Raw genomic sequence first — 25,153 nt, forward strand, 5'->3', positions numbered from 1 at the left:
TTTTATCCTCTCCGCCGTGCGGCATTCCACACCAAGATGACCAGGGCGCACCCTCCGATGATGGAGGAGACTGCACCCACCGGAGCGTCCATCGGCAACGCTCCAGCAATGACAGCGCACACGCTCAACAAGGCGGCGCCTGCAGCACAGGAGACCAGCGGCACAGGCGTGGGTGTGCGGGCAACAATACGCCCCACATGCGGGGCCAGAAGTGCAATGAAACCAATGGGACCGGCCACGGATACGGTCACCGCGCAGATGCCCGTAGCTGCCACCAGCAGCAACGCGCGTGTTCGCGTGATGTTGACCCCGAGGGAAAGGGCTGAGAGATCATCATGCGCAAGAAGCGGTAGCTCCCGAGCACACCACAGGCCAAGAACTACGAAAGGCGTCAACCCCAGGAGCAGGGGAACAATGACCTCCATCCGCACGAAACCCGTGGTTCCCGCCAGCCACAGCTGGGATTGCGCCGCGCGGAGGAGCTCGGCTGCGCGTAAGAGATACGCCACCAGCGCTTGGAACAGCAGGGAGAGCGCGATTCCGACGATGACGATGCGGTTGCTCGTGCCGATTCCCCCCAGCGCCACCAGCAGGATGGCCGCTAGCACCGCGCCCAGCAGCGCGAGTCCGGCTCGCCACCAGAACATGGATAGTCCGTCGGCAAGCAACGGCCGGGAGAATACCGTTCCGAGGACCACCATGACGGACGCGCCACCAGTCACACCCAGAATGTCAGGCGAGGCCAGCGGATTGCGCGACATGGATTGCGTCCACGACCCCGCCAGTCCGAGCGCGGCACCTACGATGAGGGTCGCTAGAGCTACCGGCATGCGCAGGTCCCAGACAACGCGGATTTCGCTTCGGCTGCCGCCACCGTTGAGGATCTCTAGGACTCGCCCCGGACTCAAGGCCACAGGGCCTTGGCCTAAAAGGAGGACATAGGAGGTTGCTGCGACCAGAACAAAGAAGCAGGTCGCCGCCCATATCCATGTCCGGCGCTGCCGCTCCTGGGAACGCAGTTGCTTGGCGACGTCCCCCTTCACCCGCCCACTCATAGTTTATGCTCCCCACGGTGTACGGCCCAGATGAGAAATGGTGCGCCCACAAAGGCCAAGACGATGGACATCTCCAACTCAGAGGGGCCCGCGATGAGGCGACCCAGAATATCCGCAGCGAGTACGGAGCAACCACCGAGCAATGCGGCCGGGGCAATCATCGCGGTAACTTCTGGCCCCGTGAACCGGCGCAGCAGATGGGGGATGGCGAATCCGACGAAGGCAATGGGCCCCGTCGCTGCGGTAGCGCATCCCGCTAGGACAACGATGCTCAAGGCAGCGCCGCGCCGCGCCAGCGTGGGAGAACCGCCTAGAGCAACCGAGGATTCCTCCCCCATTGCCAGAAGATCGAGCGGGCGCGCCACACGTGCGGCGATGAAAAACCCGATGAGCAATCCGGCACCTGCGATGGCGACATCCTCTGGGCCGCGCCCGAACGTGGATCCGATGGTCCACCGGCGCATGCTGTCAAGGACATCCGTGGAGTACAGGCCGATCAGCATGGCGCCAGAGCTCAAGGCAGCAGCAACTCCCGCGCCGACTAGGACCAGCGTCAGGGGATCCTGAAACCGCCGGGATACACCCAGCACTAATGCTGTGGCCAGGCCGGCGCCTACGAGAGCGAGCGCGGTCCGCATCCCGGTTGAGGTGGCGACGCCTAGCGCCGTCCCGAGGGCAACCAGGAACGAGGCCCCCGCGGTGATACCGATGAAGCCCGGATCAGCCAAGGGGTTTCTAGTCCAGGACTGAGCGATAACACCCGATACCGCGATGGCCGCTCCCGCGAAGTAGGCAACGAACGTGCGGGGGATACGCAAATCCCACACGATGTTCTCGATATCTGCTTCGCCTCCGTGGAGGAGGGCAGACACCAGATCCGGCAACGGAATAGCCCTCGAGCCAACCGCCAATGAGCACAGCAAAAGGAGGAAGGTCGACACAACCAGGGCCGTGGTGAGCAGTGCGCGGCTTCTCCCCCGCGAATCCAGTGCGTCTGCCTTGCCACGGCGCTGCGGGTACGCAACGCCGTGGATAGCGTCAGCCTTCCTCGGTAGTGCGAGCACTTAGAGCTGCTCTTCGAACTTGTTGACGGCCCACGGGATCGTCAGCGGGTTCGGCACGCTCATCGCATTGCCGGTGTCCGTGTCGAGGTAGCGGACGCGTCCATCCTTGACCACGTCCAGGCCTTGGAATGTGGAATCCTTCTTCAGCTCATCGACCGCACCGTTGTAATCCAAGACGAACAGATAGTCCACATTGTTGAGCTGGGAGTAGTTTTCCGGGGCATAGTCCACGAAGAAGCTGGAACCATCACCCTGCAGTTCCTTGGGGATCTCAAAGCCGAGGTCTTCGATGAACTGGCCACGGCCGTCTTCTGCCGTGTAGAGGCCCAGCTTCCCGTCATAGGGCATGAGGATGGCTGCGCGCTTGCCCTGCAGCTCCGGGTGGGAGTCCTTGAACTGCTCAAAGGCGCCCTCTGCTTGGTCAATGAGCTTCTCCCCCTCCTCTTCCTTATCCAAGGCAGAGGCGATGGTCTTGACTTGCTCATCCCAGGGGATCTGCCAGTCCTCGAAACCTTCGGGCTTCACGGTCAGCGGGGCGATATCCTCGAGGGATTTCTTCGCCTCCTGATCCACTGCCTGGTTCACGGCGATGATCTGTGTGGGGTCCGAGGCAGTGACCTGCTCTAGAACCTCGGCCGTGAAACCGGAGGCGGTGTTATAGATCACCTCGGGCTGGGCATCTCCCAAAAGCTCCTTCGCCCATGGGCCAACTCCGGAGGGATCACCATCCCCTTTCGCACCCCAGGGGGCCACAGCAACCGGAGTGATTCCGAGTGCCAGCACGGTATCGGCATCACCGAGCCCCAGGCTGGCAACGCGCACCTCCTCAGCACTGTCCGCACCCGCGCTGTCCTCGCCACTTCCGCGGGAGCACCCCGCTAAAGCAATCGCTGCCGCTGAGACAATAGCGAGCACGGTTTTCGCGCGCCGGTGGATAGCAACCATGGAATAAACCTTTCCTTCAACGGGAACGAGCATGCAAGCATTCGCACCCCTAAATTATTTGAGGCTAGCCTAACCTGTGCGTTATGATGGTTTCAAATTTGGCCTCTACCTAGGATCAATTCCCTTGACGCATCACCGCTTATTGCCCGTCACCCTCACCGGGAACACCCGCCTCAAGCCGCGGCTGCACCGTTTAACTTTTCACTCGCCGGCTTTTAGTGACTACCCCTTAGCCGGGCCTGACGAGTATTTTGGGCTCCTCATGCCCCAAGACGAGCAGGATTTTTCGCCCTTCCCGGTCGACGATGTCAATGTTCGCGCCGCCGTCACCCGATTGCCCGACGACATTCGCCCAGCATTGCGCTGGTACACAATTCGCAAGCTCAACCAAGAAGCGTGCACCATCGATGTCGACGTGGTGACCCATGGCGATAATGGCCCGGGCTCACGCTGGATCCTCAATGCCCAACCCGGGGATACCGCCGGAATATATACCGGGCAAGCACTGTGGCAGGCCCCTAGGAAGTCACAACTGTTACTCGCAGATGCCTCTGCCCTACCGGCGCTGTGGCACATCCTCGAGCACTACGAAGCCTTCTCACCGGAAACCTTGGGTGCAGTCGACGTCGTTGCCATGATCACAGACGACGCTGAAGTTGAAGACGGCTTGGAGGAGACGTGGCGCGGCAAGGTCCGCTCACTCACCATGGTCCTGGCTCCACACGACGAACACTGCACACGCGCCAGACAACTTCTCGGCTCCCGTTTCACCGCGGATACAGCGCCGGATTCGGTGTGGGTATCCGGCGAAGGGGACCTGGCCAAAGCAGTGCGCTCGATAGCCGTGCATGACTGGGGTGTGCCGCGCGAAGACGTCATCTGGTCCGTGTACTGGATGAAGGGCAAGCCGCGGCCTTAAAGCGGACTTCGCACGCATCTAATCCTTTTAACCGGCAGCGGATAGCCGGTGAATAACTCGGTGCGCTGCCACATGGTTCCCATCAGAAGGTTTCCGTCAGGAGGTTTCAGTCAGAAGGTTCACCTGCCCCCAAACGAACCTTCTTCGCTCCTCCATATGGTTTGTTTGCCCCCAAGAAAACCTTTTGACTAGAACCATCTACATCCAGCGTCCGCGTTTGCCCTAGGCCTGATGCATCTCCGCTTAAGTCCACGGCGTGGAGTACCTGACTTGGGTTACACAGTACAACGCGGGCCCCGGTGAAATCCGGAACCCGCGTTGTAAGGGGTCTTGTTTATCAGGCGGTTTCTCACGCCGCCCGCCCTGCAAGACTCAGGGTGTTCTCTCTATCTCTCATGCGCCTCTCTCAAACGCACAAGAATTAGTATGCAGCACTTTCCTTGAAAGGCCATCGTACTTAGCTGCCAATTACCTGTCAGAAAGATATCCGGCCGTGACCTGCATAAACAAAAGAGAGAAAGCGCGAAAAAGGCCCCAGCTCATCCAAGAGCCGGGGCCTAAAATTCGTTTACACAGACAACACTAGTCGGTGTAGTTCTTCTCCACGGAAGCATCGACCGGGATGCCCGGGCCGGAGGTAGTGGAGATGGTGATCTTCTTGGCATAGATGCCCTTAGCGGAGGACGGCTTCAGGCGAATGATCTCGTCGTACAGCGCGCCGTAGTTCTCAGCCAGCTTCTCAGCGTCGAAGGAAGCCTTGCCGATGATGGCGTGCAGGTTGGAAGCCTTGTCAACGCGGAAGGAGATCTTACCGCCCTTGACGTCAGCAACAGCCTTGGTCACGTCGGCGGTCACGGTGCCGGTCTTCGGGTTCGGCATGAGACCACGCGGGCCCAGCACGCGTGCAACGCGGCCAACCTTGGCCATCTGATCCGGGGTGGCGATAGCAACGTCGAAGTCGATGTTGCCCTCGTTGATGGCAGCGATCAGCTCTTCGGTGCCCACGATGTCGGCGCCAGCAGCCTTAGCGGCCTCAGCGTTGTCACCCTCAGCGAAGACGGCCACGCGGACGTCCTTACCGGTGCCGTGCGGGAGGGAGACGGTGCCACGAACCAGCTGGTCAGCCTTACGCGGGTCAACGCCCAGGCGGAAGACAACGTCGACAGTAGCGTCGAAGTTCTTGGAGGAGGTCTCCTTGGCCAGCTTGGCGGCCTCGATCGGACGGTACTGACGGGAGCGGTCTACCAGCTCAGCGGCAGCCTTGTATGCCTTGGACTTGGTGCTCATAAGTGCAATTCCTTTTCTTGGATTGATGTGGTGTTAGCGGGCCGAAGCTGGCCCTGCCACGCGCGACACAGAACGTATCGCGCATTAAATCGAATTTTTACTTAGCCGGGACGCCGTCAACGGTGATGCCCATGGAGCGAGCGGTACCAGCGATGATGCGGGCGCCGTTCTCGATGTCACGAGCGTTGAGGTCCTCGAACTTGGTCTGTGCAATCTCCTTGCACTGATCCCAGGTCACGGAGCCAACCTTGTCGGTGTGCGGAACGCCAGAGCCCTTCTTGATGCCAGCAGCCTTGAGCAGGAGCTTCGCTGCCGGCGGGGTCTTCAGCTTGAAGTCGAAGGAGCGGTCCTCGTAGACGGTGATCTCCACCGGCACGACGTTGCCGCGCTGGGACTCGGTCGCAGCGTTGTAGGCCTTGCAGAACTCCATGATGTTGACGCCGTGGGCACCGAGTGCCGGGCCGACCGGCGGAGCCGGGTTAGCAGCGCCTGCCTCGATCTGGAGCTTGATCAGGCCAGTGACCTTCTTCTTGGGAGCCATCGAATTACCTCTTTCCTGTGGTACCGGAGTGCCGCCACGATGAATAACAGCGCCCCGTCCGGATGCTCACGCATTGTGGGCCACCGGAGGATGAACGTTTCAACATGCGCGAAAGCGCACGGCGTTCAAGTTTAGAACACCGTGCGCCCAGCTCAAAATCGCTTTTTAGGAGATGCGCTCGATCTCCGTCGGGGACAGCTCCACCGGGGTCTCGCGGCCGAAGATGGACACCAGGCCCTGCATCTTGCCGGTCTCCGGGTCGATCTCGGAGATGGTGGCAGACACGGAGGCCAGCGGACCAGACAGGATGGTGACGGCCTCGCCCACCTCGAAGTCGTGCGCGTAGGCCTTGGCGGCCTCCTTCTCCGGCATAGCCACGACCTGCTCGCCTTCGGAATCTGCTGCGGAAGCTTCTGGAGAGACCGTCGGATCGTTCGGCATGAGGAACTTAGCCACGTCGCGGATCTTGACCGGGGTGGCGTTACCTTCGTTGCCCACGAAGGAGGTCACACCCGGGGTATCGCGGACGACGGACCAGGCCGCGTCGTTAAGCTCCATGCGCACCAGCACGTAGCCCGGCAGCAGCTTGCGCTTAACTACCTTCTTCTTGCCGTCCTTCTTTTCAATGGCCTGCTCGACCGGCACGACGACTTCAAAGATGGAGTCCTCGACCTCGAGGGTCTGGGCGCGCATATCGAGGTTGGTCTTTACCTTGTTCTCGTAGCCGGAGTAGCACTGGATGATGTACCACTGGCCAGGCTGCTTCTTCAGCTCACGGGTGAAGGCGCGCAGGCGGGACTTGTACTCAGCGTCGGCTGCTGCGGCGGCGTCCGCGTCAGCGCTTGCCGACGCCTCCCCTGCACCCTCGCCTTCAGCCTCAGCCTCGTCCGTGCCGCCACCGAGGGCGGCTTCGGCGGCCTTGGTAGCAGCTTCCTTCTCGGCGGCTTCCTTCTCCTCTGCGGAGAGCTCCTCCTGCGGCTGCTGGGCCTCCTCGGTAGCCTCGACCGCTTCAGCGGCCTGTTCTTGGACGTTATCGATCATGGCCTGCTCAAGGGAAGTGCCAGTGTTTTCTTCGCTCATTGTCTGCTACTCCAAATTGGTATTTATTCTTCTAGTCCCCACCAGGGTACTCGGCCGGACTAGGGCAAAAAGTATCCCGCCGTTTCCCCTAGTCGAACTAGCGGGAAGGCGGCGGGATGAAAGTATGTAATTAGTTTACTAAGGCGCGAGGATTGCTTCAACTCCGAGGCCGGTCAGCGCGTCCACACCCCACACCAGAGCGGTGAGGACGATAAGGAAGGCGAAGGTCACCAGAACGTACTGAACCATTTCCTTGCCGGTCGGCCAGACAACCTTCTTGAGCTCGGAGACAACCTCACCCGGGAAGGAGCCAACGGATCCACCGAAGGAATCTTCCTTCTTGTCCTCGACGCGCACAACGCGCTTGTCAGTGTAGGAGTCGGTAGAGGTGGTCGCTGCGCCAGAGAGCTGACGCTTGCCGGTTGGGCGCGGAGCCCCGGTGCTCGGCTGCTTTTCATCGCTCACGGCGATTCCCTCCTTGGAAGTGATGTGGCAGGGGCGACAGGACTCGAACCTGCAACCTACGGTTTTGGAGACCGTTGCGCTACCAATTGCGCCACGCCCCTTTGCGTGCCCTTTTGGGACAACGCACAACCCTACCAGAACGCCGATTCCCTTTGGAAACCACGTGCCGCGCAAGGCTGGGAGTCGGTAGTGAAAAAGCGCCCATATGCGGGCGCTTTTCTTTCCCGGTAGCGATGGCGAGAATTGAACTCGCGACACAGCGATTATGAGTCGCTTGCTCTACCACTGAGCTACACCGCCATATTCACTTTCTGAAAGCTTCCAGAAACATGAATGGAGCCCCCTGACAGAATCGAACTGTCGACCTTTTCCTTACCATGGAAACGCTCTGCCGACTGAGCTAAGGGGGCACAGCCTCTTTGAGTCACGGAGTTTCTCCGCTGTGCTCTCGTTGAAGCCTTGAAAAGATTAACCCGAAACGCTTAAACAACACAAATCGCCAGTACAGCACAGGTTTTTGGGGGTCTTTATACGCGCATAGATTCATCCACAGCGAGCTTTACTACGCCCCAGAATCTGCAGACCCCAGCGCTCATAGCTCAACCCTCGCTATTGTTGACGTATCAGGTATTTTTTAGCCGGTAGAGAGGACCGACATGGCTGACAGCGCTCAGAAGGATACGCACAAGGACTGGGCCGGCGATGCCCAGAACGCTTCGACGGACGGTGAATTCAAGCGGGATACGAACTACATCGGTGACCGCATCCTCGCCTCAGTCACCGGTGACAATCCACAGCCCTCCGCTAGTGGCAGTGGCGAGACTGTTGACTGGCCAGTGCAGCCCCACCGCTACCGCCTCATCGCCGCGCGCGCTTGCCCGTGGGCACACCGCGCGGTCATCGTCCGTCGCTTGATGGGGCTGGAGGATGTCATCTCCCTAGGCCTGGCGGGCCCGACCCACGACAACCGCTCCTGGACTTTTGATCTCGACCCCGACGGGCTCGACCCAGTCCTGCGCATCCCCCGCCTGCAGGATGCGTATTTCGCACGCTTCCCTGACTACCCGCGAGGCATCACGGTGCCAGCCATCGTGGAGGAATCCAGCGGCAAAGTCGTGACCAATGATTTCAACTCCATGGTGCGAGACTTCCAAACCGAGTGGACCGAGTACCAGCGAGAAGGCGCGCCCAACCTGCTGCCGCCGGCCGAGCAGCAGGAGGAGATGGAAGAAATTAACGACTTCATCTTCAGGAAACTCAACAACGGCGTGTATCGCGCGGGATTCTCCGCATCCCAGGAGGCTTATGAAGAGGCCTATGCGGATGTCTTTGAGGTCCTCGATTGGTTGGAAGAACGGCTAGCCCACCGCCGGTTCATCATGGGTGAGCACATCACGGAGACCGATATCCGGGCATACACCACCCTGATCCGCTTTGATGCCGTCTACCACGGCCACTTCAAGACGAACCGGAACAAAATCAGCGAGATGCCGAATGTCTACGGCTACCTGCGCGAACTCTTCCAGACCCCGGGCTTCGGCGATACCACCGACTTCACGGAGATCAAGCAGCACTACTACATCGTCCACCGCGAGATTAATCCCACCCAAATCGTGCCGGCCGGTCCGGATCTGTCTGGGTTGGCCCAGCCCCACGGCCGCGATCATCTGCCGGGTGCACCATTCGCTGAAGGCACCACCCTGCCGGGGCCGTTGCCTGAGGCCGAGCAGTTGAAGAACCCCGCGGACTTCCAGCGATAGCGATAAGAAAATCCCGCAGACACATTTTTGCGTCTGCGGGATTCATGTTGTGCCAGGTAGAAGATTCGAACTTCTGAAGGCAATGCCGGCGGATTTACAGTCCGCTCCCTTTGGCCGCTCGGGCAACCTGGCAAGCACTCTTGAGTGCGGTTATGTACTTTACTACGAACTCCCGCCCAACATGCAAATCGCCAGGCAGGAGGGTATTTTAACCAACGCGCTGAACGGTATAGTCCGCCAGCTGGCGCAGAGCCTCACTAGCCGTGCACTCCGGGAGCAGGGAGAGCTGGTCCTCGACCACGCGCAGGTACGCGTTAACGTCGGCCAGCGCCTTATCGCGGCCGCCCGACTGCCACAGCAGCTCGATGGCGCGCTGTACGGAGGCGTCGTCCTCAAGCGGGCCCGTCAGCAGCGCGCGCAGCTCATCGCCAACCTCGCCTTCCTCCTCCAGGGCATAGAGCACCGGCAGGGTGAACACACCCTCGCGCAAGTCCGTGCCCGGGGTCTTCCCGGATTCCTCGGAGTCGGAGAAGATGTCGATGACATCGTCGACGATCTGGAAGATCATGCCCACGGCCGCACCGATTTGGCGCAGGGCCTCGCACTGCTCCGGGCCCGCACCCGCGTGGTAGGCACCCAGGTAGCCGGCGGACGCGATCAGCACCGCGGTCTTTTCCCGGATCACCGCCGTGTAGTGCTCCACGGCATTGGCTTCGCCAGCACCGATGGTTTCCCGCATCTGGCCGGTGACGAGCTCCTCGAAAGTCTCCGCGAAGTGCTCCACCGTGTGGGTATCCAGCTGGCTCATCAGTCGCGAGGCGTGCGCGAGCAGTGCATCGCCCGCCAGAATGGCCACCGAGTTGGTCCACCGAAAGTTCGCGGAATCCACGCCGCGGCGGCGCTCCGCCTCATCCATGACATCGTCGTGGTAGAGCGTGGCCACGTGGACCATTTCCACCACGGTGGCCGCCTTAATCACCTCGGGCGATTGCGAGCGTTCACCAAACTCGGAAGCCAGCAACGCCATCATCGGGCGGAAACGCTTGCCCCCGGCCAGGGAGAGGTGGCGCACCTTGTCTTTAATGAAGTCCTGCCCGCGGTCGAGCTCCGTATTCAGCAGGTCCTCTACAGCAGCCATCCCGGCGTTGATACGCTCGGTGAGCTGCGCATCCCCCAAGTCCACGTGCTTGGCGTGAGTTTGGCCGTGTGACATTAAACGTGTTCCTTTAAGCTCAAAAATCCTAGTGTTTACTTACCGTAGCCCATGGCACGGCCCTCAACACACTTGTGGCCACTATCCCGTGCAATGATAGTCCCCATGTCGGAGCAGATCGATTCCACCCTTGTTGACGTCGCCATCGTAGGTGCCGGGCCCGCCGGCGCTGCCGCCGCTATCCACGCCGCACGCGCCGGCCATGAGACGCTGCTTGTCGACGCCTCCCCCTTCCCCCGCGACAAGACCTGCGGCGATGGACTGACCCCGCGCGCCATGCACCAGTTGGAGCTCCTCGGCATCGAGGTCAACGCGTCCTACCGCAACCGCGGGCTCAAGCTACACGGCTTCGGCGGCACCGTGACCGCTCCGTGGCCTGAGGCCTACCCCTCGCACGAAGGCACGGCGCTGCCGCGCTATGAATTCGACGCGCTGCTGGTTGACGCCGCCCGAGACGTCGGCGCGCAGCTTATTACCGGCACGGCAACACAGCCGCAGCTCGACGGCAACCGGCTGGTCGAGTTCTCCGTCGGCAAGCGCCGCGTGCGCTCCCGGTGGGTCATCGTGGCCGACGGTGTGCGCTCGACGTTTGGTAAGCAGTTGGGGCGCACGTGGCACCGCGAGGAGGTCTATGGCATCGCCGCGCGCGCCTATGCCGATTCGCCCCACGGCGGCGAGGAGTGGATGCACTCCCACGTGGAGCTCAAGGACCCCGAGGGGGTCGTACAACCCGGGTATGGCTGGATCTTCCCGCTGGGTCAGGGGGTCAACATCGGTTTGGGCGCGCTGTCCACGGCCGCCCGCCCGGCCCGCCTCAACACGAAGAAGGCGCTGGATTTCTACGCCGATCAGCAGCGTTCGGAGTGGGGCCTGGGCGAGCTGCGCAACGTCACCTCGGCGATGCTGCCCATGGGTGGTGCGGTGTCTGGAGTTGCCGGCGCGAACTGGATGCTCATCGGTGACGCTGCGGCATGTGTTAACCCCCTCAACGGCGAGGGCATCGACTATGGCCTGGAAACGGCAGCACTCGCCGTGGAGATGCTCGGCACCAAGGACCTCACCTTGGCGTGGCCAGACCGGCTGCGCGCCGAGTATGGCGAGGCCTTCCTACTTGCCCGCACCGCCGCGCGCCTGCTGACCTACCCACAATTCCTGCCGCTGGCCGGGCCTGTGGCCATGCGTGGGCCGGTGGGCCGCATGCTCATGCCGGCCGCAGCGCGCCTCATGGGCAACCTCATCACCGACGAGGACAAGGATCTGCTTGCCCGCACCTGGCGGCTGGCCGGCGGGGCGGTCTCCACGCTGCGGCGCGATACTCCGCTCTGGGCCTAAGGCCTTTGGGCCTTAGGCTCCTAGGCGGGCTTCACGGCGGAGTGCAGCGCCACGATGCCGAAGGTCAGGTTGCGCCAGCCTGCATGCTCCCACCCATTGCGGTTAATGGCAGCGGCCAGTTCGTGCTGCTCCGGCCACGCACGGATGGACTCTGCGAGGTAGATATAGGCCTCCGGGTTGGAGGAGACCACCTTGGCAATCGGCGGCAGCAGGCGGGTCAGGTATTCCTTGTAGACGGTGCCGAAGACCGGGATGACCGGCTTGGAAAATTCCGCTACTGCCAGGCGCCCGCCGGGTTTGGTCACGCGCGCCATCTCCCGCAGGCCCAGCTCGAAGTCGTGGATATTGCGCAAGCCATAGGAAATGGTCACGGCGTCAAAAGTGTTATCCGCAAAGGGTAGGCGCATTCCATCGCCGGCCACCTTGGGTACATCGCGCTCCGCGCCAGCTGCAAGCATGCCGAGGGAAAAGTCACAGGCCACGCACCACGCGCCGGACTTGGACAGCTCTTCCGTCGAGACGGCCGTTCCGGCAGCCAAGTCGAGGACCTTCTCCCCCGGCTTCAGGTTGAGCCGCTCGCGGGTCAGCCGGCGCCAGCGTGCATCCTGACCAAAGGACAGCACCGTGTTGGTGATGTCGTATTTCTTGCCCACCGCGTCAAACATGCGCGCGACATCGAAGGGCTTCTTCTCCAGATCTGCCTTAGACACAAGCGCCTAGTTTAGGCGACGCGCGCTCCCAGAGCGCGGGCGGCCCAACGCGGCAGCTCCGGACGCTGGCCCAAAATGGTCAGCGGGACCTCACGGACATTCTCCAAAACCTCGTCGTAGTAGCCCAGCAGCTGCTCGCACAACGCCGGCCAGGTCTTGGAGGCAATCGACTTCCGGGCGTTCTCCCGCAACTCCTGGTGAATCTCCGGGTTGAGCAGCGCGTCCACCGCATTGGGGAGGTCCTCGACGAACGTTGAAACGTCGAGAAGCAGCCCGTTATAGCCCTCCTCGATGAGGTCCACCGGGCCGCCCGCGCGGGGGCCGATGGTGGGCACGCCCGAGGCCTGAGCCTCCTGGATAGCCTGGCAGAAGGTCTCGAACTCGCCGGCGTGCACGAAAATGTCGAGGCTTGCATATGCGGCTGCGAGCTCCTCGCCACCCAGCGCCCCGGTAAAGACCGCCTCCGGCAGCTGCGCCTCCAGCAGCGGGCGCTCTGGGCCATCACCCACAATCACGAGCTGGATATCCTCACGATCATTGAGCGCGGAAAGGCGGTGCACGCCTTTTTCCGCGGCCAACCGGCCCACGAAGCCGACGATCTTCTTGCTTCCTGTGGGATCCCACTCGCGGCGCAGCGCCTCCGAGCGCTTCGAGGGGTGGAAGCGCTCCGAATCCACGCCGCGGCCCCAGTGACGCACGTTCTTGATGTGGTGCTTCTCCAAGTCGGCGATGGTCAGTGAGGAGGGCGCGAGAGTCATTTGGCACGCATTGTGGATGGTGCGCAGCCACTCCCACACCCCATAGGCCAGCGCGGAGGCGTGGTACTTGGTGGCAAAGCCTGCCACATCAGTCTGGTACAACGCCACGGCCGGAATACGTTGTTGGCGGGCGGAAAAGGCCCCCGCAGCGCCCAGCACGAAGGGACTGGCCAGGTGGATGATGTCCGGCTTGAATTCTCGTAGCGCCTCATCCACAGCGGAGGTGGGAACGCCGACTGGGAGCGAATCCACTAACGGCACGCGCACGGTGGGCACGCGCACGATGGTGAACCCGAGGTAATCAGGGATCTCCTCCTGTCCATCCCGAGCGCCGGGGGCGATGACGATGGCCTCGTGGCCGTGCTCGTGGAGGTGCTCGAGGACACGCAGCACGGAGTTGGTCACTCCATTGACGTTAGGCAAGAAGGATTCCGCGACGATGGCAACACGCATGCGCCCCATCATTCCTTTCCTGAGTGCTCGGTTGGTAAAGCACGTGCTAAATTCCGGTTAATTTTCCCGCTTGCCCACCACAAGGCACCCGCTAACAGGGTAGCGACGGCTGCCGAAGACAGCGCCGGAATGATGGACAGGGTCCATTCGCGGCCTTCTACCTTGACCAAGTCCGGGTTGCTTTTGGCGTAGAGCACCCAGACCTGCTGGCCCTCTCCTAGCCCGGTGGGATACAGCAGCCCGGTGGGTGGGGTGTGGTAGATACCTTCGGCATCCTGGAAATCCACGAAGGTACGCAAGGTGCCGACATCCGTCACCGTGGCCAGGGCGCGCCCGGGGTTGGCGTTGATGGTGCGGTCGTTCAAGAAAGGGCCGATGACCATTCCCGCCATGCCCACTAATGCCGCGGCATACAGCACCAGGATCAGCTGGCGTACCCGGCGCCGCGGCATTTACTGGCCTACCTTGGCGTTCAGCGCCTCCTGCAGCGCGCGGCGCGAGGACCGGGTGGTATGCGCCTCCACGACGGTGACGCCGGTGGAGTATTCCTTGAGCTCTGCGAGAACATCGAGAAGCTCCTGCGCCGAGCTCACCTCTCGGTGCTCAGCGCCGCAAGCCTCCGCCAGCTTGGCGACGCCCACCCCATGCGGCGTTCCAAACGCCTTCTCGAAGGAGGGGCGCAGGGGCTCGCGGCCTTGCTCGAGCACCTCGAAGATGCCGCCGCCGTCGTCGTTTGAAACGACGACGGTGAGGTTCTCCGGGCGCGGATTGTCCTCGGGGAGGATGAGGGAGGTGGCGTCGTGCAGGAAGGTGACATCCCCCATGAGCGCCACGGTGCGCGGGGCGCGGGGTGCGTCGGCCTCGCGGGACTGAGCGGCCAGCGCAATACCGATGGCCTGCGCGACGGTGCCGTCGATGCCGGCAGCCCCGCGCGGCGAGTAGGTCTCGACCCCGTCGAAGGGCAGGCCGATAAAGGAAGCATCCCGCACCGCATTGGAGGCGCCCAGGACGAGGGTGTCGCCGACGGCGAGGGTGTCCCCCACCGCGGCGGCGACGTGGAGGCCGGTAAAGCCGATCTCGGGCTTGGTGGCGTCCTCACCGGTGGTCTCCGCCAAGACCTCACGAACACCGTCGGCCGCCATCTGGGCCGCGCCTTCGCAGATTTTCATCCACTCGCGGGTGGGCGCGCCGCTGATTTTGACGGTGGTTCCCAACTGCGCGGACTCACCGCGCGGGTTGGTGAAGTCCTCCGTGCGGGACAGGCAGATGAGGTCGATATCGGGATCACTGAGCAGTGCCAGAACTCCGCGGTGCAGGGTGGGGTGGCCCACGACGATGACCTGGTCCACCTTGGTGTTGACCACGTAGTCATTGGCGGACACCTGAGCGCGGCGGAAGAGGTGGGCCGCAGCCGGGTGCACCGGGTGATAGGGCGCGGGTGCCGTGGGCTCGGCGATGGTGGGGACGTCCTCCAGCCCATCTACTTCCCAGGCTTCGTCGCCCGCGATGACAAGGGTGTTGCGGCTGAGATCGACGGCCACCTCGCCGTGGTTGGACCAGCGCGGGGTACGAGCGCGGTGCTGCGTACGATCCGTCGGGGTACCGGGCAGCTCCTCCCCTACCAGCGGGGCATCGAGGGCCACGTTGATGTGCACCTGGTGATCATTCAGGAAGCGCTCGGCGACGCGCGGGATATCACCCGTGGTCTCCACCTGGGTAGTCTCCGCATACACACCGAAGATGCCGGGCTGCTCAATAGTCTGGGAGGCCCCCGTGCCCACCAAGCGGGCGGGGCGGTCCGCGCTGATGACGGCCAGCGGGGTATGCGAGTAATGCGCCTCCACCATCGCGGGCAAAGCGTTGGCCACCGCGGTACCGGAGGTCATGACGATGCCTACGTGCCGGCGCTGGACGCGGGCGAGGCCGAGGGCAGCGAAGGCAGCGGAGCGCTCATCGAGGCGGGTATGCACGCGAATATCGCTGCGCGCGAGCAGCGCCAGAGACAGCGGCGCGTTGCGTGAGCCGGGGCAGAGGACGACGTCGGTGAGGTGCCGCGAGAGCTGAGCTGCTAGTGCTTCAGCCAGCTGCATCGACTCCGGCTGCGAAGACTCCGCGGGCTGTGTTTTAGGCGTATTAGGCATTCTCTGCACCGCCCGCACCGGGCTCACCGTTGCCCGACTCTAATTCACCGAAGAGATCGTTGAGCAAGCTCTCTAGGTCAGATCCGCCTTGATCCAGCTGATCTTGGATGCTCGGGGGCAGCTCCGTCGGGACCTCCGGCGGCAGCTCAGTAGGAATCTCAGTGGGGAGGCGATCCCACGGAGATTCCTTCGTGGTGGTCACCGTAGTGGGGACTTCGGTGGTCACGGTCTCGGTGACCGGTTCCGGGGCGGGTTTGTTGGCATCTGCGGCCGCACCGCGCCAGAGGAAGAACAGCACGCCGGCGAAAACGACGGCGATAGCGGCGATGGCCGCGAAGACATAGGACAGGGCTCCCCCGCCCTTCTTCGGCTCCTCCACCTGGTAGCTCGACGGAACCGGGTCATACTGCGGCTGCTGATAGTTCTGGTCATAGCCCTGCTGATAGGACTGGCCGAAAGCCTGCGTGTTCTGGGAACCGGGCTCCGGGAAGTGCTGTTGGGGACGCTGTGGCGGCTGCTGCTGGGGCGCGCCGAACTGGCGGGTTTCGTTCTCACCGTTGACGCGGCCGAACTGCCGCGTCTCGTTGTCGCCGTTGTTGTTGGTCATGGGATTTACCTTATCGTGCACCCGCGCCACTTAGCACCCGGCCGGTGGGCGTCTCACCCGCCGCGACCTGAGCCGGTGTGCCATCCGCCACGACCTGTCCGCCCTCCGCGCCTGAGCCCGGGCCCATCTCGATGACGCGGTCAGCGCCAGCGATGAGGTGGCGGTCGTGGTCTGCCACCACGACGCTATGCGAGGCATCCACCAGCGAGTGCAGCTCAGTAATGAGCAGGTCAATATCGGCCGGGTGCAGGCCCACAGTGGGCTCATCCAGCAGGTAGACGGTATGGCCCCGGTGCGAATTGCGGGAGCGCTGAAGCTCCGTGGCGAGCTTGATGCGCTGTGCCTCACCGCCGGAGAGCTCCGGTGCACCCTGGCCTAGGCGCAGGTAACCCAGACCTACCGCTTCCAGGGTTTGCAGCGCGTGGAGGATCGGCGCTTCATCTGCAAAGACCTCTAGGGCTTCTTCCACCGTGAGGTCCAGGATGTCCGCGATGGTCCGGCCCTGCCAGCGGATGGACAAGGTGTCATCGTTATAACGCTGTCCCTGGCAGTCTGGGCACTGGGTATAGGAGCCGGGCAGGAAGACCAGTTCGACCTCGATCTGGCCGGCGCCGCCGCAGGTATGGCACTGGCCTTGCTTGACGTTGTAAGAAAAGCGCGAGACCGTCCATTTCTTCTTCTTGGCCTCCGGCGTGGCGGCGAAGAGCTTGCGGACATTGTCGAAGAGGTTGGTGTACGTCGCCACCGTGGAGCGCGGGGTTCGGCCGATCGGCTTTTGGGTAATGGAGACCACGCGCTTGACCTGCTCCGGGCACTCCGGCCCCGTGAGCGTGTCATGGAGTGCGGCCAACAGTGTGGATTTACCGGAACCCGAGAGCCCAGTAATAGCCGTGAACTGGCCAAGCCCAAAGTCCACGTCGAGGCCGTCGATGGTGTGCGAGTGCACCTGGCGCAGCGCGATATCCCCGTGAGCCGAGCGCGCTTCGGCCTTGGGCGTGGGGCGCGGGCGGGCCAAGGCACGCGCAGTCGGGGTATCGGCGGAGTCCGCGGCCGCAATGTAGTCAGCAACAGGACCCGAGTACACCACCTGGCCGCCGCGCTCACCGGCGAGCGGGCCGACGTCCACGATCCAATCGGCGTGCTTGACCAGCTCCATATCGTGCTCCACCAGCAGCACCGAATTGCCCTCCGCGATGAAGCGACGGCACATGTCGAGCACCGCGCCCCGCTCCACCGGATGCAAGCCCGCAGAGGGCTCATCCAGGACATAGGTCACGCCATAGAGCCCGGAGCGCAGCTGCGCTGCCAGGCGCAGGCGCTGCACCTCACCGCCCGAGAGCGTGTCCGTCGGCCTATCCAGGCTGAGGTGCCCAAGTCCGAGTTCCAAGGCCGATTCGAAAGCCGGCAGGAGGGCCTTGAGGAGCAGGTCCTCAGCGTCATTCGGTTGCGGTTTCTGGGCTTTGAGGAGCTCGAAGGTTTCGCTGAGCGGGAGGGCATTGAAACGGTCGATAGGCAGCCCGGCATAGGTCACCTTGAGCGCCTTCGCCGTCAGCCGCCGCCCATCGCAAACATCGCAGCGGCGGGTTTCCATGAAACTCAAGACGCGGGCGCGAAGCGTATCCGACTTCGTCTCCGCATAAGTCTTGGTCAGGTAGCTAGCCACGGAGCGCCACGTGCCCTCGTAGTTGCGCTGGATCTGATCCGCCCCGCGGTGCGGCTTGACGGTTACTACCGGGCGTTCCTCAGTGAAGAGGATCCACTCGCGGTCCTTCTTCGGCAGCTGCTCCCACGGCGAGTCCAGGTCATAGCCCAGCTCCTGGAGGATGTCGTGGAAATTCTTGCCCGCCCAGGCCCCGGGCCAGGCGGCAATCGCCCCATCCTCGATGCTCAAGCTGGGGTCCGGCACCATGGAGGCCTCCGTGGGCTCATGCACCACGCCGGTGCCCTGGCACTCCGGGCACATGCCCTCCGGGGTATTGGGTGAAAAGGAATCGGAGTACAGGCCCTCCGGGTTGTCACCGCAGCGCGAGTAGAGCAGACGCACGGAATTGGACATGGCGGAGATCGTGCCCACCGTGGAGCGCGCGCTGCTTGCCGACGCCGACTGCTGCAACGCCACCGTCGGCGGCAGCCCCTCGATGCGGCCGACCTGCGGGTCCACCGCTGAGGCGATGAGGCGGCGGGCGAAAGGCGCGACGGACTCCAGATAGCGGCGCTGCCCTTCGCCATGAATGGTGCCGAAGGCAAGAGAGGACTTGCCGGAGCCGGACACCCCGGTCACGGCCACGAGCTGGCCGCGCGGGAGGTCCACGTCGACGTTGCGAAGGTTGTGCAGGTGCGCGTCTCTCACGGAAATGGTCATGCCCGCCAGCCTACGCTGCACCCCGGACATGGACCGTGAGCTGTATTTTTAAAGGTGCGGCCAGCACTGGCGCACACGCTCGAACCACCAGTCGCGCCGCGCCGCCGGTGCCGCCAGTGCGCTGAGGCGATCCGGGGCGGGGGCGAGGGCTTCGGCGCGCAAGAAACCGTCGACAAGCTCGCGTGGCTCCGTCACGTCCTCCAGGAACAGCGACCCCGTGGCCAGCCCCGCGGCGGCCGGGGTGACGTCGATGTCCTCGTCGTCATAGATCTGCGGCAGTGCCGCCACCGCGGCCAAGCCCATCGAGATGCCCACCGAGGTGTCCAGGGCGGAGGCCACCGTGATGTCCATGTGGCGCTCGCGCAGGTGGGAGGCCACCTCGAGCACCTTACGCACACCACCCAGCGGCGCGGGCTTGACCACGGCGACGTCCGCCGCCTGCAATTCCGCCACACGGTAGGGGTCGCTGACCTTGCGGATGGACTCATCTGCCGCCACACGCACGAAAATCCCGGCGCGCATGAGCTGGGTGCGCACCTCCTTGAGCTCCTCCACGGTCTGGCACGGCTGCTCCATGTAATCCAGCGGCATCATTTCCTTTGCCGCTGTAACAGCTTCTTCGACGCTCCATCCACAGTTGGCGTCGACACGCAGAACCGGCACGCGGCCCTGAGCTTCGATATGGGCGCGGACGGCAGCCACGCGGGTGATGTCATCCTCCAAGCTCTGCCCTTTCTCCGCCACCTTGATCTTGAAGGTGCGGCAACCGGGGTAGCGCGCCATGACCTCGGGCACCTGCTCGGCGGGGACCGCGGGGATAGTGCCGTTGACTTCTACCCACTCGCGCACGGGTGTCGGAAAGCCCTCGTAAGCCGCCTCCAGTCCGGCGGCGAGCCAGCGGGCGGATTCCTCCGCCCCGTACTCCAGGAAGGGGGCGAACTCGCCCCAACCCGCGGGGCCGTCGATAAGCAGCGCCTCCCGGGTAGTAATGCCGCGGAATTTCACGGCGAGTGGAAGGGATACCACGTGGGCGCGGTCGAGGACGTCATCAATATGCATGAGGTTCATCGTACGTGTGGGGGGCTCAGCGCGACACCTGTCATAGCCGGTGTTAGGTTATAACGGTAAGTGGATATAACCAGAAGAAGGATCCTCAGATGCTTTACCTTCTCATCGCACTGCTGGCCATCGCCGCAGTTGTCTATCTCATCTATAAGAAAGTCCACGCCGCGGCCTCCATCTTCGCTGTTGGCGTAATCCTGCTCATGCTCGCCGCTCTCACCGGGCGCGCGGACTTCCGCACCACCGAAATCGAAGCCACGGGCAATGCCTTCTATGACCAGCTGCTCGTCGTGGATGCGCTATTCAAAGCACGCTTCTCCGGCATCGGCATGGCGATTATGGTGCTCTTCGGCTTCGTGTCCTATATGCGGCACATTGGTGCTGATGCCAAGACGGTCGTGGTGCTCTCCTCACCGCTCAAGCGCTTCAAAGGCTCCTACTGGCTGGTTCCAGTGGGCTTCATCTTGGGCACGCTGCTCTCGCTGGTGATCCCCTCGGCTGCAGCGCTATCCCTATTGCTCGTGGCCACGCTCCTGCCGGCACTCATCGCCGCGGGCCTGACACCCCTGACCGTGGGCGCCATCGTGGTGACCTCCTCCACCATCGTGCCCACGCCGCTTGAGGCCGGCCTCATTCAGGGCGCCGATCTCACCAACATGACGCCAACCGAGTTCGTCTACGGCGCCGTCGCCTACGCCACGGTGCCCACGCTCCTCATCACGGCCTTCGTACACATGTGGTGGCAACGCCACTGCGACAAGGTGGATGCCCGCAAGGCCGAAAGCTCCGGTGAGGTCAGCGCCGATTCGATGCACGATGACGCTACCGAGGAAGCCATCGCCCGCGCAGCCTCCCTGCCGGGTTACTACGCCGTGCTCCCGCTCATGCCGTTGCTGCTCATCATTATCTCCGCCATTCTTAACCGTTTGGGTGTCATCCCCTTTGAGGGCGGCATCCTCCCGGTGACCGTGGTCTCCCTGTTCATCGCGATGATCATCGAGTCCATCCGCAAGCGCACCGTCACCGGTGCTGTGGATTCCATCTCCAGCTTCTTCAAGGGCATGGGCGAAGGTGCTGCGGGCGTCGTGGCCCTGCTGGTGGCTGCTGCTGTCCTGGTGGAGGGTATTACGCAGATGGGTGTCATCGACATGCTCATCGACGCCGCCGAGGGCTCCTCCGGCGCCGCCGTCCTCATCGTCCTCGTCTTCGTCGCTGCCACCGCCGCGATGGCCGCACTCACCGGTTCCGGTACCGCGCCCTACTTCGCCTTCTCTGAGGTGGTGCCCAACCTGGCTTCGCAGACCTCCATCCACGCCCCGCAGATGCTCACCGCCATCTGGGGTACCTCCAACCTGATGCGCCAGGTCTCCCCGGTCAACGCCGCGGTGCTCATTGTCTCCGGCGCTATCAAGGTCAACCCCATCCAACTGGTCAAGCGCACCTCCGTGCCCATGATCGTGGCGACGGTGCTCAACACGCTGTTTGCGTTCATGTTTATTGGATGAAAGTCATCGGCGCGAACCCAATAGCCTTCCGCCAATTTTGTGGAGAAAACCAAGACACACGAGACTCATTCTGCTATGTTCTTAACCAGAACTGAACCTCAGTAAGCGTCGGCTCGTTTCCGACGTTGATTGCTCCAAGCCGAACCCTCGGGTTCGGCTTTCTTTTTATCCGAAAGGGCTAACCTTTTGTCTCTCTCTTACCGCGTTGGAATAGATGTCGGAACTTATTCTCTTGGCTGCACCGCCATTGAAGTCGACGAAAATGATCAACCAGTAAAAATTCTCAGTGCGGTTTCGCTGATCCACGACTCAGGACTAGATCCCGACCAGCAAAAGCGAGCGGTGACCCGACTCGCTTCCTCCGGAGTCGCACGACGGACTCGCCGTCTGTACCGCCGTCGTCGCAAGCGCATGATTAAGCTTGAAAAGTTTCTCAAAGCGCAGGGCTGGGAAACTCTACCTTTTGAGCATTATTCCGACCCTTACCTTCCGTGGAAGGCTCGCGTGGAATTGGTAAATTCCTTCATCCACGATGACGAAGAACGAGGCCGATATCTTTCTATCGCGCTACGTCATATTGCCAACCACCGAGGTTGGCGTAATCCATATTGGAAGGTATCGAGCCTGTACGCACCGAGCGAGCCTAGCGAGGCTTTTCAACAAATACGCAAGGAGCTGGAGGCGGCCACCGGCCGCGCAATTCCTCACGATGCCACCGTTGGGCAACTCATTTCCTTTGCTCAATTGGGTACCGACAGGCTACGAGGCGGTGGCAAGAAGAAAGACGACAAGAAGCCCGCAAACGAGGTGAAGCAGGCAGTTATTTCTGCGCGGCTGCATCAGATAGACCACGCGCGCGAAATCAACGAGATTTGCCGTGTCCAAAAGATAGACGACACACTACGGAAAAACATTTTAGATCTAGTCTTCGAGGCTGAATCCCCCAAAGGTGCTCAACAAGGGCGCGTCGGCAAGGACCCCCTGCAACCCAGTCAAGACCGAGCTCTAAAAGCTTCTGACGTCTTTCAGCAGTACCGTATCGCTGCTCTCACCGGAAACCTCCGTATCAACCGCGGCGGCGATACCTCTCCCCTTGATCGCGATGAGCGGCTGATTGTTTTTAATTACCTTGTCAATCTTTCTCACAAGAAAGAACCCACCTGGTTAGACATAGCCGAGCTTTTGCGAATTGACCGTGGCCAACTAAGAGGAACGGCCATAATGACTGACGATGGCGAACGTGCAGGCGCTCGACCACCTGTGCATGACACCAACCGGACGATTCTCGGCTGCAAGGTGAAGCCTTTAGCTGCCTGGTGGGAGCGGGCCGCGGATGACGAACGCGCCGCCATGCTCAAGTCTCTGTCGAATGCCGAAGTTGATGATTTCGACTCCCCTGAAGGAGCTCAAGTTCAAGCTTTCTTCGCAGAGCTCGACGAAACCGAGCATGAGAAGCTCGATTCTCTACATCTGCCAATGGGCCGTGCCGCATACTGCGAAGACACTCTAAAGCGACTAACTAGCCGCATGTTGGACGAAAATCTTGATCTCTACGCGGCACGTTTGGCGGAATTTAACATCCCCAAGGATTGGACCCCACCCGCTCCTCGAATTGGTGAACCAGTAGGAAACCCAGCTGTAGATCGCGTTCTTAAAGGCGTAGCAAGGTGGTTGGAGGCAGCCGCAGATGTATGGGGTGCCCCAAAGTCCGTAGTAATCGAACACGTCCGCGATGGTTTTGTCAGTAAATCTAAGGCTAACGAAATCGATCGTGAGAACAACGCGCGCCATAGACGTAACCAAAAGCTTTTCCAAGATATGCAGGAGAAACTAGGCATCGAAGGAAAGCCACGCAGTGCCGACCTTTGGCGGTTCCAATCAGTACAACGCCAAAATTGCCAATGCGCCTACTGCGGGGAACCAATCACTTATTCCACGTGCGAGATGGATCATATTGTCCCCCGCGCTGGCCAAGGTTCTACCAATACTCGTGACAACCTCGTGGCTGTGTGTCATCGCTGTAATCTGTCCAAGAAAAACTTCCCCTTTGCTGTTTGGGCAGCCCAGTCTGGAATTCCAGGTGTGAGCGTTAAGGAGGCACTCGACCGTACGCGCCACTGGGCCGAAGATTCCGGCATGTCAGCAAAGGACTTCAACAAATTCCGTACCAGCGTCCGCGAGCGACTGAAGCGAACCGCCATGGATGAACCGATCGACGCCCGCTCGATGGAATCTGTTGCTTGGATGGCGAACGAACTACGCGGCAGAGTTGCGCGGCGCTTTCAAGATAACGGCACTACCGTAAGTGTCTATCGAGGTGCACTCACTGCGGAAGCTCGCCGTGCTTCGGGAATATCAGGCCAACTACGTTTCATCGATGGCACTGGAAAATCTCGCCTCGACCGTCGTCATCATGCTGTCGATGCTGCAGTAGTAGCTTTTACTCAAAACTACGTCGCAGAAACTCTTGCCATTCGTTCAAACAAAAAGCGAGAGGCCGAGCTGCTTCGCTCGGCACCCCAGTGGAAAGAATTCACTGGGGCTGACGAAGCACATCGTGCGGCTTGGAATGCTTGGCTGCCTAAGATGCGAAGACTCGCAATGCTCTTGCAGCAGGCGCTGGATGAAGATCGAGTCGTAGTTACCTCGAATCTAAGGCTACGCATCGGCAACGGTCGCGCCCACGAGGACACCATCGGTGAGTTAAAGAAGATACGCGTCGGCGATGCTATTTCGGCCACCGATATCGACAGGGCATCCACCGAAGCATTATGGTGCGCGCTCACTCGCGAAGAAGACTTCGATCCTAAAGAAGGTCTGCCAGAGAATCCCGAACGGCGAATTCGTGTGCACGGCACTTGGTACGATGCCGACGACGAAATCGAGGTCTTTCCAGGACGCGCGGGAGCAATCAAGGTGCGAGGTGGTTACGCTGAACTGAGCCGTTTCCATCATGCCCGGATCTATAGAATTCCCGGCAAAAAAGCTCCCGTTTTCAGCATGTTGCGAGTTTATAATGTCGATTTAATGCAGCACCGACATGAGGACCTGTTCTCAGTTGAAATCAAACCGCAAACAATGTCAGTCCGTCAGGCAGAGCCCAAACTGCGCGAGGCCCTTTCCGACGGCACGGCAGAATACCTTGGCTGGTTGGTAGTGGACGATGAGCTCGTCATCGACACCTCAAACTTCAACACCGGACAGATTGCGGAAGTACAGAGTGAGTTTGGACAGATTCAACGTTGGCGGTTGGATGGTTTTGATTCAAACTCAAAGCTGAGATTGCGGCCTTTGTACATGAGCGCCGAAGGCCTACCTTCCGACGCTTCTCAAGGTTCCAAGAAAGTGATTGATACTTCAGGCTGGCGGACTGCTATCAACAAGGTATTTAGTCAAGGCAACGTTACCGTGATCCGTCGAGATGCTCTTGGAAGAGTTAGGCTGACCAGCAAGGCTCATCTGCCTGTTTCTTGGAGGGCAGAGTAATGAACTCGGGATGGCGAGTCATTGATTGCCTCAACTTGAAAGGCTCCCTTCGGTATTCTCGGGGCCATCTCGTCATCCACCGTGAAGACACTCCGACCGATGTTTCGCTACCCCTAGCCCAAATTGCAGTCGTCCTCATTGGCTCGAAAATCTCCATAAGCGGTGCCGTTCTCCAGAAGCTCAGTGACTACGACATCGCCCTTTTGGTCTGCGACTGGAGAAACGTTCCGGTCGCCGGTGCTTACCCATGGAACGAACATTCCCGGATCGGTGCTCGCCACCAAGCCCAATCACAATTATCTTTGCCGAAAAAGAAGCAAGCTTGGTCTCGAATTGTCGCAGCCAAAATTTCCGGTCAAGCTTCCGTTCTAAAAGTGTGATGTCTATGGAGTTTTTGGACACGGAGTC

Annotated in this window: 21 protein-coding genes and 4 tRNA genes; 6 read left to right on the top strand and 19 right to left on the bottom strand. The window is 61.5% G+C overall.

What is annotated here, in order from left to right; all coding sequences use genetic code 11:
• Positions 1-2 precede the first annotated feature (2 nt).
• From HMPREF2932_RS00050 to HMPREF2932_RS00060, 3 genes are read right to left on the bottom strand one after another with little or no spacing between them, the layout of a single operon-like run.
• The gene (locus tag HMPREF2932_RS00050) at positions 3-1,055 is read right to left on the bottom strand and encodes a FecCD family ABC transporter permease (RefSeq protein ID WP_046647764.1); all 1,053 of its coding nucleotides are present in this window, start codon (positions 1,053-1,055) and stop codon (positions 3-5) included.
• A complete protein-coding gene (locus HMPREF2932_RS00055) occupies positions 1,052-2,119 on the bottom strand; it encodes a FecCD family ABC transporter permease (protein WP_082254433.1) in 1,068 nt (355 codons plus the stop codon). Before HMPREF2932_RS00055 ends, HMPREF2932_RS00050 begins: the two co-directional genes overlap by 4 nt.
• Positions 2,120-3,064, bottom strand: a complete 945-nt coding sequence (locus HMPREF2932_RS00060) for an ABC transporter substrate-binding protein (protein WP_046647765.1) — start codon at positions 3,062-3,064, stop codon at positions 2,120-2,122.
• 76 nt (positions 3,065-3,140) lie between these two features.
• Here HMPREF2932_RS00060 and HMPREF2932_RS00065 point away from each other — a divergent pair, with 76 nt between their 5' ends.
• The gene (locus HMPREF2932_RS00065) at positions 3,141-3,983 is read left to right on the top strand and encodes a siderophore-interacting protein (protein WP_239663593.1); all 843 of its coding nucleotides are present in this window, start codon (positions 3,141-3,143) and stop codon (positions 3,981-3,983) included.
• 582 nt (positions 3,984-4,565) lie between these two features.
• Here HMPREF2932_RS00065 and rplA read toward each other — a convergent pair.
• From rplA to HMPREF2932_RS00100, 7 genes are all read right to left on the bottom strand, one after another.
• On the bottom strand, positions 4,566-5,270 hold the full coding sequence (gene rplA / locus HMPREF2932_RS00070) for a 50S ribosomal protein L1 (protein ID WP_071406911.1): 705 nt from the start codon (positions 5,268-5,270) through the stop codon (positions 4,566-4,568).
• Between the two features lie 97 nt (positions 5,271-5,367).
• On the bottom strand, positions 5,368-5,811 hold the full coding sequence (gene rplK / locus HMPREF2932_RS00075; RefSeq protein WP_010189723.1) for a 50S ribosomal protein L11: 444 nt from the start codon (positions 5,809-5,811) through the stop codon (positions 5,368-5,370).
• 165 nt (positions 5,812-5,976) lie between these two features.
• Positions 5,977-6,891, bottom strand: a complete 915-nt coding sequence (gene nusG / locus HMPREF2932_RS00080) for a transcription termination/antitermination protein NusG (protein WP_049154835.1) — start codon at positions 6,889-6,891, stop codon at positions 5,977-5,979.
• 138 nt (positions 6,892-7,029) lie between these two features.
• On the bottom strand, positions 7,030-7,356 hold the full coding sequence (secE, locus tag HMPREF2932_RS00085; protein ID WP_070547318.1) for a preprotein translocase subunit SecE: 327 nt from the start codon (positions 7,354-7,356) through the stop codon (positions 7,030-7,032).
• Positions 7,357-7,381: 25 nt separating this feature from the next.
• A tRNA-Trp gene (locus tag HMPREF2932_RS00090) sits at positions 7,382-7,457 on the bottom strand.
• A gap of 127 nt (positions 7,458-7,584) precedes the next feature.
• A tRNA-Met gene (locus HMPREF2932_RS00095) sits at positions 7,585-7,656 on the bottom strand.
• Positions 7,657-7,690: 34 nt separating this feature from the next.
• A tRNA-Thr gene (locus tag HMPREF2932_RS00100) sits at positions 7,691-7,766 on the bottom strand.
• Positions 7,767-8,012: 246 nt separating this feature from the next.
• On the opposite strand from HMPREF2932_RS00100, the gene HMPREF2932_RS00105 reads away from it, so the two are divergent.
• Positions 8,013-9,116: a glutathione S-transferase C-terminal domain-containing protein gene (locus HMPREF2932_RS00105; RefSeq protein WP_071409351.1), complete on the top strand. Its 1,104-nt coding sequence runs from the start codon at positions 8,013-8,015 to the stop codon at positions 9,114-9,116.
• Between the two features lie 50 nt (positions 9,117-9,166).
• Here HMPREF2932_RS00105 and HMPREF2932_RS00110 read toward each other — a convergent pair.
• Positions 9,167-9,248, bottom strand: a tRNA-Tyr gene (locus HMPREF2932_RS00110).
• A gap of 76 nt (positions 9,249-9,324) precedes the next feature.
• Positions 9,325-10,329 carry a polyprenyl synthetase family protein gene (locus HMPREF2932_RS00115; RefSeq protein ID WP_046647769.1) on the bottom strand — a complete coding sequence of 335 codons (1,005 nt, stop codon included), beginning with the start codon at positions 10,327-10,329 and terminating at the stop codon, positions 9,325-9,327.
• A 93-nt stretch (positions 10,330-10,422) separates the two neighbouring features.
• Between HMPREF2932_RS00115 and HMPREF2932_RS00120 the strand changes: the two genes are divergently transcribed.
• Positions 10,423-11,661 carry a geranylgeranyl reductase family protein gene (locus HMPREF2932_RS00120; RefSeq protein ID WP_071409352.1) on the top strand — a complete coding sequence of 413 codons (1,239 nt, stop codon included), beginning with the start codon at positions 10,423-10,425 and terminating at the stop codon, positions 11,659-11,661.
• A 20-nt stretch (positions 11,662-11,681) separates the two neighbouring features.
• Here HMPREF2932_RS00120 and HMPREF2932_RS00125 read toward each other — a convergent pair whose 3' ends face one another.
• Genes HMPREF2932_RS00125 through HMPREF2932_RS00155 form a run of 7 tightly spaced genes read right to left on the bottom strand, consistent with a single transcriptional unit; the run spans position 11,682 to position 19,760 of the window.
• The gene (locus tag HMPREF2932_RS00125; protein ID WP_071409353.1) at positions 11,682-12,371 is read right to left on the bottom strand and encodes a demethylmenaquinone methyltransferase; all 690 of its coding nucleotides are present in this window, start codon (positions 12,369-12,371) and stop codon (positions 11,682-11,684) included.
• 11 nt (positions 12,372-12,382) lie between these two features.
• Positions 12,383-13,582, bottom strand: a complete 1,200-nt coding sequence (locus HMPREF2932_RS00130; RefSeq protein WP_046647903.1) for a glycosyltransferase family 4 protein — start codon at positions 13,580-13,582, stop codon at positions 12,383-12,385.
• An 8-nt stretch (positions 13,583-13,590) separates the two neighbouring features.
• Positions 13,591-14,034 carry a DUF3592 domain-containing protein gene (locus HMPREF2932_RS00135; protein ID WP_049154838.1) on the bottom strand — a complete coding sequence of 148 codons (444 nt, stop codon included), beginning with the start codon at positions 14,032-14,034 and terminating at the stop codon, positions 13,591-13,593.
• Entirely contained in the window at positions 14,035-15,723 is a 1,689-nt protein-coding gene (gene menD, locus HMPREF2932_RS00140; RefSeq protein WP_071409354.1) for a 2-succinyl-5-enolpyruvyl-6-hydroxy-3-cyclohexene-1-carboxylic-acid synthase, read from the bottom strand.
• Complete coding sequence (locus tag HMPREF2932_RS00145) at positions 15,716-16,330, bottom strand: hypothetical protein (protein ID WP_046647774.1); 615 nt, start codon at positions 16,328-16,330, stop codon at positions 15,716-15,718. The genes menD and HMPREF2932_RS00145 overlap by 8 nt, the downstream gene beginning before the upstream one ends.
• A 10-nt stretch (positions 16,331-16,340) precedes the next feature.
• A complete protein-coding gene (locus tag HMPREF2932_RS00150; RefSeq protein ID WP_049154840.1) occupies positions 16,341-18,692 on the bottom strand; it encodes an ATP-binding cassette domain-containing protein in 2,352 nt (783 codons plus the stop codon).
• A 48-nt stretch (positions 18,693-18,740) separates the two neighbouring features.
• Positions 18,741-19,760 (bottom strand): o-succinylbenzoate synthase, encoded by a 1,020-nt coding sequence (locus HMPREF2932_RS00155; protein WP_175974027.1) that lies wholly within the window; start codon positions 19,758-19,760, stop codon positions 18,741-18,743.
• 89 nt (positions 19,761-19,849) lie between these two features.
• On the opposite strand from HMPREF2932_RS00155, the gene dcuC reads away from it, so the two are divergent.
• The 3 genes from dcuC (at position 19,850) to HMPREF2932_RS00170 (ending at position 25,125) form a co-directional block, all read left to right on the top strand.
• Positions 19,850-21,259: a C4-dicarboxylate transporter DcuC gene (gene dcuC, locus HMPREF2932_RS00160; RefSeq protein WP_070681493.1), complete on the top strand. Its 1,410-nt coding sequence runs from the start codon at positions 19,850-19,852 to the stop codon at positions 21,257-21,259.
• A 186-nt stretch (positions 21,260-21,445) separates the two neighbouring features.
• On the top strand, positions 21,446-24,745 hold the full coding sequence (gene cas9 / locus HMPREF2932_RS00165) for a type II CRISPR RNA-guided endonuclease Cas9 (protein WP_046647776.1): 3,300 nt from the start codon (positions 21,446-21,448) through the stop codon (positions 24,743-24,745).
• Positions 24,745-25,125, top strand: a complete 381-nt coding sequence (locus HMPREF2932_RS00170; RefSeq protein WP_071409355.1) for a CRISPR-associated endonuclease Cas1 — start codon at positions 24,745-24,747, stop codon at positions 25,123-25,125. The genes cas9 and HMPREF2932_RS00170 overlap by 1 nt, the downstream gene beginning before the upstream one ends.
• Positions 25,126-25,153 lie beyond the last annotated feature (28 nt).

Source organism: Corynebacterium sp. HMSC074H12 (assembly GCF_001813755.1).
GTDB classification, from domain to species: Bacteria; Actinomycetota; Actinomycetes; order Mycobacteriales; family Mycobacteriaceae; genus Corynebacterium; species Corynebacterium hiratae.